11 protein-coding genes are annotated in these 12,700 nt (G+C 65.9%); all 11 read left to right on the forward strand.

Annotated elements, in window-relative coordinates; genetic code table 11:
- The first annotated feature begins 167 nt into the window (after window positions 1–167).
- The 11 genes from AC3FNH_RS21935 (at window position 168) to AC3FNH_RS21985 (ending at window position 12,418) form a co-directional block, all read left to right on the forward strand.
- Window positions 168–2,249, forward strand: a complete 2,082-nt coding sequence (locus tag AC3FNH_RS21935; protein WP_488721544.1) for a 3-hydroxyacyl-CoA dehydrogenase NAD-binding domain-containing protein — start codon at window positions 168–170, stop codon at window positions 2,247–2,249.
- Between the two features lie 34 nt (window positions 2,250–2,283).
- On the forward strand, window positions 2,284–2,922 hold the full coding sequence (pncA, locus tag AC3FNH_RS21940) for a bifunctional nicotinamidase/pyrazinamidase (RefSeq protein ID WP_276097540.1): 639 nt from the start codon (window positions 2,284–2,286) through the stop codon (window positions 2,920–2,922).
- Window positions 2,923–2,969: 47 nt separating this feature from the next.
- Window positions 2,970–4,148, forward strand: a complete 1,179-nt coding sequence (locus tag AC3FNH_RS21945; RefSeq protein ID WP_276097539.1) for an acetyl-CoA C-acyltransferase — start codon at window positions 2,970–2,972, stop codon at window positions 4,146–4,148.
- A gap of 244 nt (window positions 4,149–4,392) precedes the next feature.
- Window positions 4,393–6,255, forward strand: coding sequence for an acyl-CoA dehydrogenase (locus tag AC3FNH_RS21950; RefSeq protein ID WP_488721545.1), 1,863 nt, complete (start codon window positions 4,393–4,395; stop codon window positions 6,253–6,255).
- Between the two features lie 49 nt (window positions 6,256–6,304).
- Window positions 6,305–7,087, forward strand: coding sequence for an SDR family oxidoreductase (locus AC3FNH_RS21955; RefSeq protein ID WP_488721546.1), 783 nt, complete (start codon window positions 6,305–6,307; stop codon window positions 7,085–7,087).
- A gap of 118 nt (window positions 7,088–7,205) precedes the next feature.
- Window positions 7,206–7,643 carry a PaaI family thioesterase gene (locus AC3FNH_RS21960; protein ID WP_276097536.1) on the forward strand — a complete coding sequence of 146 codons (438 nt, stop codon included), beginning with the start codon at window positions 7,206–7,208 and terminating at the stop codon, window positions 7,641–7,643.
- Window positions 7,644–7,743: 100 nt separating this feature from the next.
- Window positions 7,744–8,754, forward strand: coding sequence for an NADP-dependent oxidoreductase (locus AC3FNH_RS21965; RefSeq protein ID WP_488721547.1), 1,011 nt, complete (start codon window positions 7,744–7,746; stop codon window positions 8,752–8,754).
- A gap of 69 nt (window positions 8,755–8,823) precedes the next feature.
- The gene (locus AC3FNH_RS21970) at window positions 8,824–9,669 is read left to right on the forward strand and encodes a class II aldolase/adducin family protein (RefSeq protein ID WP_488721548.1); all 846 of its coding nucleotides are present in this window, start codon (window positions 8,824–8,826) and stop codon (window positions 9,667–9,669) included.
- Window positions 9,670–9,673: 4 nt separating this feature from the next.
- Window positions 9,674–10,486 carry an SDR family oxidoreductase gene (locus AC3FNH_RS21975; RefSeq protein ID WP_276097533.1) on the forward strand — a complete coding sequence of 271 codons (813 nt, stop codon included), beginning with the start codon at window positions 9,674–9,676 and terminating at the stop codon, window positions 10,484–10,486.
- Window positions 10,487–10,545: 59 nt separating this feature from the next.
- On the forward strand, window positions 10,546–11,448 hold the full coding sequence (locus AC3FNH_RS21980; RefSeq protein WP_488721549.1) for an SDR family oxidoreductase: 903 nt from the start codon (window positions 10,546–10,548) through the stop codon (window positions 11,446–11,448).
- 31 nt (window positions 11,449–11,479) lie between these two features.
- Window positions 11,480–12,418 (forward strand): alpha/beta fold hydrolase, encoded by a 939-nt coding sequence (locus AC3FNH_RS21985; RefSeq protein WP_488721550.1) that lies wholly within the window; start codon window positions 11,480–11,482, stop codon window positions 12,416–12,418.
- Window positions 12,419–12,700 lie beyond the last annotated feature (282 nt).

The following is a 12,700-nucleotide window of genomic DNA, read 5'->3' on the forward strand; positions in this document are numbered from 1 at the left end:
GCCCGTCGGCTGAAATGCTTGTCAGGCGAGGGAATGCGGAGGGTTTACCCTTTCATCGCGGTTTCGGCCGCGGATCGTGGAACGGTCGAAACAGGCCGGCAATGCAGCAAAGAACCATATTCGAGAATTCGAATCCCGAGACAACCCAAGACACCAAAGGAACCAGCATGACAGCGCAGTATCAGGTTCAGGACGGCGTAGCCGTCATCACGCTCGACAATCCTCCTGTCAACGGCCTGGGTCACAGCACCCGGCTTGGCATCGTCGATGGCATGACCCGTGCGCTGGACGATGCGGCCGTCAAGGCCATCGTCATTACCGGCGCCGGCAAGGCATTCTCGGGCGGTGCCGATATCCGTGAATTCAACACGCCCAAGGCCACGCAGGAACCGACGCTGCATTCGGTGATCCGCGTGATCGAGGGTTCGTCCAAGCCGGTGGTGGCCGCGGTCCATTCGGTGGCAATGGGCGGCGGCCTGGAACTGGCCCTGGGCTGCAACTACCGTGTGGCCGCGAAGGGTGCGCAGATCGCGCTGCCGGAAGTGAAGCTGGGCCTGCTGCCCGGCGCCGGCGGCACGCAGCGCCTGCCGCGCGTGATCGGCCTGGAAGCGGCCGCGAACATGATCGTCTCGGGCACCGCCGTGCCGTCCGAGAAGTTTGCCGGCACCAAGCTGTTCGACGAGATCGTCGATGGCGACGTGCTGCCCGCAGCGGTCAAGTTCGCCCAGAGCGTTGCCGCGGCGCCCGGCCCGTATCCGAAGGTGCGCGACCTGAAGGTCCGCCACGAGAACCCGGAAGGCTTCCTCGGCTTCGCCAGGAACACCGTGGCCGCCATGGCCAAGAACTTCCCGGCGCCCCTGAAGTGCCTGGAAGCCGTGGCCGGTTCGCTCAAGCCGTTCGAGCAGGGCCTGAAGGAAGAGCGCGATGGCTTCCTGTACCTGGTGACGACGCCGGAATCGCGCGCACTGCGCCATGCGTTCTTCGGCGAGCGCGCCGCCAGCAAGATCCCCGACGTGCCGTCGGACACGCCGGTCCGCAAGATCGAAAAGATCGCCGTGATCGGCGCCGGCACCATGGGTGGCGGCATCAGCATGAACTTCCTGAACGCCGGCATTCCGGTCACGATCCTGGAAACCAAGCAGGAAGCGCTGGACCGCGGCGTGGGCATCATCCGCAAGAACTACGAGAACAGCGCCAAGAAGGGCAAGCTGACGCAGGAGAAGGTCGAGCAGCGCATGGGCCTGCTGTCGACCACGCTGTCCTATGACGACATCAAGGACGCCGACCTCGTCATCGAGGCCGTGTTCGAAGAGATGGGCGTCAAGGAAATCGTCTTCAAGAAGCTGGACGAAGTGATGAAGCAGGGCGCGATCCTGGCGTCGAACACCTCGACGCTCGACGTGGACAAGATCGCCTCGTTCACCACGCGTCCGCAGGACGTGGTCGGCATGCACTTCTTCAGCCCGGCCAACGTGATGAAGCTGCTCGAAGTCGTGCGCGGCGCCAAGACCGGCAAGGACGTGCTGGCCACCGTGATGGCGATCGGCAAGAAGATCAAGAAGACCGCCGTGGTGTCGGGCGTGTGCGACGGCTTCATCGGCAACCGTATGATCGAGCAGTACAGCCGCCAGGCCGGCTACCTGCTCGACGAAGGCGCGCTGCCGGAACAGGTGGACAAGGCCATCGAGAAGTTCGGTTTCGCCATGGGCCCGTTCCGCATGGGCGACCTGGCCGGCAACGACATCGGCTGGGCCATCCGCAAGCGCCGCGCTGTGGACAAGCCGGACATCCAGTACTCGAAGACCGCCGACCTGCTGTGCGAAATGGGCCGCTATGGCCAGAAGACCGGCGCCGGCTGGTACGACTACAAGGCGGGCGACCGCAAGCCGTACCCGAACCCGCAGGTCAACGACATGATCGTGCAGCATTCGAAGGACCTGGGCATCACGCGCCGCAAGATTTCCGACGAGGAAATCGTCGAGCGCCTGGTGTTCGCGCTGGTCAACGAAGGCGCGAAGATCCTGGAAGAAGGCATCGCGTCGAAGGCCTCGGATATCGACATGGTGTATCTGACCGGCTACGGCTTCCCGCTGTTCCGCGGCGGCCCGATGCTGTACGCCGACCAGGTTGGCCTCTACAACGTGGCACTGGCCATGAAGAAGTACGCCAAGGGCTACCACGGCGAGGCCTGGCAAGTGGCACCGCTGCTGCAGAAGCTGGCGGACGAAGGCAAGGGCTTCAACGACTGAGGCCCGGGCCGCAGCAAGGCTGACGGAGGCGAACATGAGACCCGGTCCGGATGATTGCCTGCTGGTGATCGATGTGCAGAACGACTTCATGCCCGGCGGCGCGCTTGCCGTGCCGCATGGCGACGAGGTCGTGCCTGTGATCAACCGGCTGGCGCGTGAGTTTGCGCACGTGGTGCTGACGCAGGACTGGCACCCGGCGGACCATGTCTCGTTCGCCGCCAACCATGCCGGCGCCGAGCCGTTCCAGATGCTCGCGCTGCCGTACGGCCAGCAGGTGCTGTGGCCGGTCCACTGCGTGCAGGACACGCCGGGTGCGGCCTTCCATGCCGGGCTCGACGTGCCCCATGCCAGGCTGGTGATCCGCAAGGGCCACCACACCGGCGTGGACAGCTACTCCGCCTTCCTGGAGGCGGACCGCAGCACGCGCACCGGACTGGCGGGCTACCTGCGCGAGCACGGCGTGAAGCGCGTGTTCCTGGCCGGGCTGGCGACCGACTACTGCGTGGCGTGGAGCGCGCTCGACGCGCGCGCCGCGGGTTTCGAAGCCGTGCTGATCGAGGATGCCTGCCGCGCTATCGACCTGAACGGGTCGCTGGCGCAAGCGTGGAAGGACCTCGCCGCTGCCGGCGTGAAGCGCATCCAGTCGGCCGAACTGCTGCAAGCCAGAGGCTGAACCGAACCAACCGAACTGAAAGACACCAAGATTCCGAGGAGCAAGACATGAACGAGGCAGTCATCGTATCCACCGCCCGCACCGGGCTGGCCAAGAGCTGGAAGGGCGCGTTCAACATGACCCATGGCGCGACGCTGGGCGGCCATGCCGTCGAGCACGCCATCGCGCGCGCCAGGATCGAAGCCGGCGAAGTGGAAGACGTGCTGATGGGCTGCGCCAACCCCGAAGGCGCCACCGGCTCCAACATCGCGCGCCAGATCGCACTGCGCGCCGGCTGCCCGGTCACCGTGCCGGGTGCGACCGTGAACCGCTTCTGCTCGTCCGGCCTGCAGACCATCGCCATGGCCGCGCAGCGCGTGATCGCCGATGAAGGCGACATCTTCGTGGCCGGCGGCGTGGAGAGCATCTCCTGCGTGCAGCAGGAAATGAACCGCCACATGATCGCAGATCCGTGGCTGGTCAAGAACAAGCCGGAAATCTACTGGAACATGCTTCAGACCGCCGAGAACGTGGCCAAGCGCTACAACATCTCGAAGGATCGCCAGGACGAATACGGCGTGCGCAGCCAGCAACGCGCCGCCGCCGCCCAGGAAGCCGGCAAGTTCAAGGACGAGATCGTGCCGATCACCGTGCTCGCGGGCGTGGCCGACAAGTCCACGGGCCAGCTGGTCACGAAGGAAGTGACCCTGGACCGCGACGAAGGCATCCGCGGTGACACCACGCTGGAAGCCGTGTCGAAGATCCGCACCGCAGTGCCGGGTGGCGTGGTCACCGCCGGCAATGCATCGCAATTCTCGGACGGCGCCTCGGCAGCCGTGGTGATGAATGCGCGCGTCGCCGCCGCCAAGGGCCTGCAGCCGCTGGGCGTGTTCCGCGGCTTTGCCGTGGCCGGTTGCGAGCCCGATGAAATGGGCATCGGCCCGGTGTTCGCGGTGCCCAAGCTGCTGAAGAAGGCCGGCCTGAAGGTCGATGACATCGGCCTGTGGGAACTGAACGAAGCCTTCGCCGTGCAGGTGCTGTATTGCGCCGACAAGCTGGGCATCCCGATGGATCGCCTGAACGTGAACGGTGGCGCGATCGCCGTGGGCCACCCGTACGGCGTGTCGGGCGCCCGCCTGGTCGGGCATGCGCTGATTGAAGGCAAGCGCCGTGGCGTGAAGTACGTGGTGGTTACCATGTGCATCGGCGGCGGCCAGGGCGCGGCAGGTCTGTTCGAAGTGCTGTAACTGCCGACAAAACCGGCACGCTGCCGGTTTGCTCCCCTCTCCCGCTTGCGGGAGAGGGGCAAGGGGTGAGGGCAGGCGGTGGCATACCACCATCCTGTACTTCGTAGTACCGCCCGGCCCTCACCCCAACCCTCTCCCGCAAGTGGGAGAGGGAGCACCCATACGGTGCTTCAATACCCGGTCGGTTTGCACAAGAAGGTAAAGAATTTGCGGTACGCCACGCAGCGCGCCGCATGGAGACACCATGTCGCTGATCCTTTCCCGCCGTGACCTGAATTTCGTCCTGTACGAATGGCTCAAGGCCGAAGAGCTGAGCCATATTCCTCGCTACGCCGACCACTCGCGCGAGACCTTCGACGCGGCGCTGGACACCTGCGAGAAGATCGCCACCGACCTGTTCGCGCCGCACAACAAGAAGAACGACCAGCACGAACCGGAGTTCGACGGCGAGACCGTTACCATCATCCCCGAGGTCAGTACGGCGCTGAAGGCCTTCTGCGAGGCCGGCCTGATGGCCGCCGGGCAGGACTACGAACTGGGCGGCATGCAGCTGCCGGTGCTGGTCGAGAAGGCCGGCTTCGCCTATTTCAAGGCCGCCAACGTCGGCACGAGTTCCTACCCGTTCCTGACCATCGGCAATGCCAATCTGCTGCTGACGCACGGCACGCCCGCGCAGATCGAGACCTTCGTCAAGCCGGAGATGGAAGGCCGTTTCTTCGGCACCATGTGCCTGTCGGAGCCGCAGGCAGGTTCGTCGCTGTCCGACGTGACCACGCGCGCCGAGTATGAAGGCGAATCGACGCTGGGCGCGCAATACCGGCTGCGCGGCAACAAGATGTGGATCTCGGCCGGCGAGCATGAGTTGTCGGAGAACATCGTCCACCTGGTGCTGGCCAAGATTCCGGGACCGGATGGCAAGCTCGTGCCGGGCGTGAAGGGCATCTCGCTGTTCATCGTGCCCAAGTACCTGGTCAATGCCGATGGCTCGCTCGGCGAGCACAACGACGTGGTGCTGGCGGGCCTGAACCACAAGATGGGCTATCGCGGCACCACCAACTGCCTGCTGAACTTCGGCGAGGGCATGAAGTACCAGCCCGGCGGCAAGGCCGGCGCGATCGGCTACCTGGTCGGCGAGGCCGGCAAGGGCCTGGCCTGCATGTTCCACATGATGAACGAGGCCCGCATCGGCGTGGGCCTGGGCGCGGTGACGCTCGGCTACACCGGCTACCTGCACGCGCTCGACTATGCGCGCAACCGTCCGCAGGGCCGCCCGGTCGGCCCCGGCGGCAAGGATCCCGCCAGCCCGCAGGTCAAGCTGGTCGAGCACGCGGATATTCGCCGCATGCTGCTGGCACAGAAGAGCTACGTGGAGGGCGGCCTGGCGCTGAACCTGTACTGCGCGAAGCTGGTCGACGAAGAGCGTGCCGCGCAGACTGCCGGGGATACGGCCACGCACGAGCGGCTGTCGCTGCTGCTGGACATCCTGACCCCGATCGCCAAGAGCTGGCCGTCGCAGTGGTGCCTGGAAGCGAACAGCCTGGCCATCCAGGTGCATGGCGGCTACGGCTATACCCGCGAATACAACGTCGAGCAGTTCTACCGCGACAACCGCCTGAACCCGATCCACGAAGGCACGCACGGCATCCAGGGCCTGGACCTGCTGGGCCGCAAGGTGGTGATGAAGGAGGGGGCCGCATTCCGCCTGCTGGGCGAGCGTGTGCAGGCGACGTGCGAGCGCGCCTTGTCCAGCGGCGACGCGGCGCTGGCCAGCGAGGCCCGTGCCCTCGGCGCCGCCGCAACGCGCCTTGCGGAGGTCACCAAGGTGCTCTGGAGCGCCGGCGACGCCAACGTGACGCTGGCCAACGCCAGCATCTACCTCGAGGCCTTCGGCCACGTTGTGGTGGCCTGGATCTGGCTGGAGCAGGCGCTGGTGGCGCAAGCCGCGCTGGCGCGCGGCGCCAGCGGCGAGGACGAGGCCTTCTATCGCGGCAAGCTGGCCGCGGCGGCGTACTTCTCGCGCTGGGAACTGCCGAAAGTCGGTCCGCAGCTCGACCTGCTGGCCACGCTGGACCGCACCACGCTGGACATGCAGGACGCCTGGTTCTGACCAGCGCCGCTTATTTCCCGAACATCGAGCATCATCAAGGAACCGAACCATGCGTACCATCCAGCAACTGTTTGACCTGAAGGGCCGTACCGCGCTGATCACCGGCGGTTCGCGCGGGCTTGGCCTGCAGATCGCCGAAGCGCTCGGCGAGCAGGGCGCGCGCGTGGTGCTGTCCGCGCGTAAGGCCGACGAACTGCAGGCCGCGCAGGCGCACCTGAAGTCGCGCGGCATCGAAGCCGACTGGATCGCCGCCGACGGCGCGCAGGAAGCCGATATCGCCCGCTTGGCCGACGAGGCCCTGGCAAAGCTGGGCCACGTCGACATCCTCGTCAATAACGCCGGCGCTACCTGGGGCGCACCCGCGGAAGACCACCCGGTCGAGGCATGGGACAAGGTGATGAACCTGAATATCCGCGGCCTGTTCCTGCTGACCCAGCGCATCGGCAAGCTGTCGATGATTCCGCGCCGCTATGGCCGCATCATCAACGTCGCGTCGATTGCCGGCCTGGCGGGCAACCCGCCGGGGTCGATGGAGACCATTGCCTACAATACCTCGAAGGGCGCGGTGGTCAACTTCACGCGCACGCTGGCGGGCGAGTGGGGCGAGCATAACATCACCGTGAACGCGCTCGCGCCGGGCTTTTTCCCGTCGAAGATGACCAAGGGCTCGCTCGAGCGCATGGGCGTCGATGCCATGTGCGCGGGCGTGCCGCTGCACCGCCTTGGCGATGACGAGGACCTGAAGGGCGCGGCCCTGCTGTTCGCCAGCGATGCCGGCAAGCACATCACCGGCCAGATCCTGGCGGTGGACGGCGGCGTCAGCGCGGTCTGACGGCGATCCGCGCACGGTCCGAGCGATAGTCGGAGTTTGCGGCAATAATGCGGAACCGGTGCCGGCGGCACAGCCTGCCCTCGGCACCGCACCATCCCCCACACCGAATCGCATTGCCATGAACCAGCACACGGGCTCGCTGAGCCATATCCCTTTCCTTGCCGATCTCGGCGTGACTTGCAGCCTGGCGGAAGGCGGACGCAGCGAGATCTCGCTGCCGATCGAGACGCGCCACCAGAACAGCTGGGACATGGCCCACGGCGGCGTGATCATGACGCTGCTCGACGTGGCCATGGCGGTGGCCGGCCGCAGCAGCGATGCCGACGGCCGCGGCGTGGTCACCATCGAGATGAAGAGCAGCTTCATGGCGCCGGGGCGCGGCCGCCTGACCGCGCGCGGCACCACTGTGCATCGCACCACCACCATGGTGTTCTGCGAGGCCGAGATCGTCGACGCCGACGGCAAGACCGTGGCACGCAGCTCGGGCACGTTCAAGTACATCCGGCGCATGCCGCCCCAGCGTCCGGGCGCCGCCGATACCGGCGCCGACGGCTGAGCGCCGGCGCCACAGGCACACGGGGCGGCATGGCCGTACCGCAGCTTAGTATTCACGCAGTTTCCTGCAGTTTTCCAACTTCCATTGGAAGGAACCGATCATGTCCAACACATTCAAGCGCATCGTCCTGGCCTCGCGTCCCGAAGGCGCGGTCACACCTGCCAACTTCCGGCTGGAAGAAGTGCCCGTGCCGCAGATTGCCGACGGCCAGGTGCTGGTGCGCAACCACTACCTGTCGCTGGACCCGTATATGCGCGGCCGCATGAACGACAGCAAGTCCTACGCCGTGCCGCAGCCGCTCAACGAGGTGATGATCGGCGGCACGGTTGGCGAAGTCGTGGCCAGCAAGAACGCAAAGTACAAGGTTGGCGACAAGGTCGTCGGCATGTTCGGCTGGCAGGAAATGGGGGTAAGCGACGGCACCGGCCTGCAGCCGGTGGACACCACGCATATTCCGCTGTCGGCCTACCTCGGTTCGGTCGGCATGCCGGGCGTGACGGCGTGGTACGGGCTGAACAAGATCATCCAGCCCAAGGCGGGCAAGACCGTGGTGGTCAGCGCCGCGTCGGGCGCGGTCGGCAGCGTGGTCGGGCAGCTGGCCAAGCTGGCTGGCTGCCGTGCGGTCGGCTTTGCGGGCGGCCAGGACAAGTGCGACTACGTGGTCAACGAACTCGGCTTCGACGCGTGCATCGACTACAAGGCGGCCAAGGATGCCAAGGAGCTCTACACCATGCTCAAGGCTGCCACGCCCGATGGCATTGATGGCTACTTCGAGAACGTGGGCGGCGATATCCTCGACGCTGTGCTGATGCGCATGAATGCGTTCGGCCGCATTGCCATGTGCGGCATGATCGCGGGCTACGACGGCCAGCCGCTGCCGCTGAAGAACCCGCAACTGATCCTGGTGTCGCGCCTGACCATCGAAGGCTTCATCGTGTCCGAGCATATGGATGTGTGGCCGCAGGCGCTGAAGGAACTGGGCACCGCTGTCGCGCAGGGCAAGATCAAGTTCCGCGAGTCCGTCGCGCAGGGCCTGGAAAGCGCGCCGGAAGCCTTTATGGGCCTGCTCAAGGGCAAGAACTTTGGCAAGCAGCTGGTGAAGCTGGTGTAAGCGGCAAAGGTGCTGCCGGCCCTGCGCGGCCGGCGGGACTGCAGGGAATGACAACCACAGGAGACAGCCATGAACGCACCGCAAGCCCGGCCTGCGCCCGACGATGAGATCGGCGCCGGCCTGTCCGAAGAGGTCAAGGCCCGCTACCGCAACCTGCCGCGGCCGCCGCAGTTCGACACGCCCGCGCAGGAGCGCCTGCACCGCAAGCAGCGCCTGGCCGCGGCGTTCCGGCTGTTTTCCAAATTCGGTTTCGACGAGGGCGTGGCGGGACACATCACCGCGCGCGACCCGGAGTTCACTGACACCTTCTGGGTCAACCCGTTCGGCGTGCATTTCAGCCAGGTGAAGGTATCCAACCTGATCCGTTGCGACCATCACGGCAATGTGGTCGAAGGCGACTACCCGGTCAACGCGGCGGCGTTCGCGATTCATTCGCGCGTGCACCAGACTAGGCCCGACGCCGTGGCCGCGGCGCATTCGCACAGTACCTATGGCCGCGCCTGGTCCACGCTGGGCCGTCCGCTCGATCCGCTCACGCAGGACGTCTGCGCGTTCTACGACGATCACGCGGTCTATGACGACTTCGGCGGCGTGGTGGTGGAGTTGGACGAGGGCCAGCGCATCGCCAACGCGCTGGGGCCGAACAAGGCAGCCATCCTGCAGAACCACGGGCTGCTGACGGTGGGCAAGACCGTCGACGAGGCCGCATGGTGGTTCATCACGATGGAGCGTTCGTGCCAGGTGCAACTGCTGGCCGAGGCCGCCGCCGCGCGCACCAGTGCGCCGCTCAAGGTCATCTCCGAGTCGGCCGCGCGCCAGGCCTATTCGATCGTTGGCACCGCGCAGGCAGGCTGGTTCCAGTTCCAGCCGCTGTATGCCCGCATCGTCAAAGAACAGCCTGACCTGCTGGACTGACACCATGACCCCGTATACCGGCAGGGTAGTGCTGATCACGGGTGCATCGGACGGCATCGGCGCAGAGCTGGCAATGCTGCTGGCACAGCAGGGCGCCAGGCTCGCGCTGGCAGCGCGCCGGCTGGAGTTGCTGCATGCGCTGGCGGGCCGCATCAAGGCCATGCACCCGCACGCCGAGGTCGCGGTGTGGCGTACCGATGTGTCCGACGAGTCGGCCTGCACACGGCTGATCGCGGACGTGGTCGCGCATTACGGCGGGCTGGACGCACTGGTCAATAACGCCGGCGTCTCCGCGCACGGCTATTTTGAGCAGGTGTCCGACTACGGCTACTACGAGACCGTCATGCGCGTGAACTACTTCGGCGCAATGTGGTGCACGCGCGCGGCGCTGCCGCACCTGCGCGCGCGCCGCGGCCTGATGGTGGCGGTGTCGAGCCTCGCCGGCAAGGTTGGCGTGCCCGGGCGCACGGCCTATTCGGCCAGCAAGTTTGCGCTGGCGGGCTTCTGCGAGGCGCTGCGTTGCGAGCTGTACGGCAGCGGCGTGGATGTTTGCGTGGTATTTCCCGGTGTGGTGGCGACGGATACGCGCATCAACGGCTTCGGTCCCGACGGCCGGGCGCTTGGCGAAAGCCGTTTGCGCGAGGACGGTGCCATGACCGCACAGGAGTGCGCGCGCCAGATGCTGTCCGCCATGACTGCGCGCAAGCGCGAACTGGTGATGACGGCGAAGGGCAAGCTGGGGCAGTGGATGAAGCTGCTGGCCCCTGCGATGGTGGATCGCATGGCGCTGAAGGCGTTGAAGCAGGCAGGCCGCTGAGCCGTTCGGCAGCGGCCGACCAGAACAGTAAGCAGTACACAACGAGAGGGGACAAGGACATGAAGCAATTCGAAGGCAGGGTAGCTGTCATCACGGGTGGCGCTTCGGGTTTTGGCAAGGAATTTGCGCGCACAGGCGCGGCGCTCGGCATGAAGCTGGTGCTTGCGGATGTGCAGCAGGATGCGCTGGACGCCGTCGTGGCGGAACTCAGGGCGCAGGGTGCCGATGTGATCGGCGTGCGCACCGACGTATCGCGCGGCGAGCAGGTGCAGGCGCTCGCCGATGCGGCGATGGAACGCTTCGGGCAGGTCAACGTGCTGTTCAACAACGCGGGCGTCGGCGCGGGCGGCCTGTTGTGGGAGAACTCGCTGAAGGACTGGGAGTGGGTGCTTGGCGTGAACCTGTACGGCGTGATCCATGGCGTGCGCATCTTCACGCCGCTGATGCTGGCCGCTGCCGAAAAGGGTCCGGACTACCAGGCGCACATCGTCAATACCGCGTCGATGGCTGGCCTGCTCAGCCCGCCGGCCATGGGCGTGTACAACGTTTCCAAGCACGCCGTGGTGACGCTGACCGAAACGCTTTACCAGGACCTCGGGCTGGTCACGGAACAGGTGCGCTGCTCGGTGCTGTGTCCGTACTTCGTGCCGACGGGGATCAACCAGTCGCAGCGCAACCGTCCCGCAGACCTCGCCAACGATGCGCCGCCGACGCGTTCGCAGATGGTGTCGCAGGCGCTGACGGACAAGGCGGTCAGTTCCGGCAAGGTCACGGCCGAAGACGTGGCGCGAAAAACCTTCGATGCCATCCGCGAGGAAAGCTTCTATATTTATTCGCACCCGCAGGCCCTCGCACCCGTGCAGCAACGCTTTGAGGACATCATCGGCCAGCGCAATCCGGGCGATCCGTTCGCGGACAAGCCCGAGGTGCGCGCCGGCCTGGTTGCCGCGCTGCGCGGCTGACGCAACGCAACAATCCAGACGAGGCCCGCGCATGGAGAACGCCATGACTGCCCCCGCCGTGATCCGCCATCTGCAGTTTGCCAGCCTGCCCAACGGCACGCGCCTGCACTATGCCAGCGCCGGGGAGCGCGGCAAACCGCTGATGCTGTTCGTGCATGGATTCCCGGAGTTCTGGTTCGAATGGGAAGCCCAGCTCGCCGAATTCGGGCGCACGCATTTTGCCGTGGCCCCTGACTTGCGCGGCTATAACCAGTCCAGCAAGCCTGCCGCGGTCGAGGCCTACAAGCCGCGCCATATCGTCGAAGACCTGGTGCAGTTCGTCAGCGCGCTAGGCTATGACCAGGCAGTGGTGGTGGCGCACGACTGGGGCGGCGCGATCTGCTGGAACCTGGCGATCCAGTTCCCGCAACTGGTACGGCAGCTTGTCATCATCAATTCGCCGCATCCGTACCTGTTCGCCAAGGCGCTGGCCACCGATCCGGAACAGCAGGCCGCTTCGGCCTACATGAACTGGCTGCGCAAGCCGGGCGCGGAAAAGGCGCTGGCGGCCAACGACTTCGCGCTGCTGGACCGGATGCTGGGCGATGCCAACGGCAAACCTGCCGCGTGGTTCACCGACGAGACGCGGGCGAGGTATCACGCTGCATGGTCCCAGCCTGGTGAGGACGGCGCCCATCCGCTTGCCGGCAGCGTCAATTTCTATCGCGCCTCGCCGATGCATCCGCCAGGCGAGGGCGAGCCGCCGCCCGACATTGCGCGGCTGGACCCTGCCACCTTCGTCATCGACGTGCCCACGCTGGTGATCTGGGGCGAGAGCGACCGCGCGCTGCTGGTCTCATTGCTTGACGGGCTGGGCGAGTTCGTGCGGGACTTGCGCGTGGAGCGGATTCCGGAGGGCAGTCATTGGGTGATTCATGAACAGCCGGAGCGGGTTAATGGGTTGATCCGGAGCGCGCTGTCGGTTATTTAAGACGTCTGGCAACGGCGTGGCCGATTGGGGGGTGTGGCTGTGGCTGGCTCGTCGTGCTTGGCAGGCGCTGCTGTTTCGCCGGCGTAGCCGGCGAGTCACTTTTTGTCCGGGCGACAAGAAGTAGGCAAGAAGCGCGTCGCCTGGCGGCTGGCCATCAACGATGCGCTCCTTGTTTTCAAGCGGCTTTGGTTTCGTGAGACGTGGTTGCCCGTGCGAACCACCTGCTACGCATAGTGATTCAGAACCAGTGCCTGCGATAACCGGCTCTTGTACGATCCCCAT

The organism is Cupriavidus sp. 22TCCZM01-5, assembly GCF_057798915.1.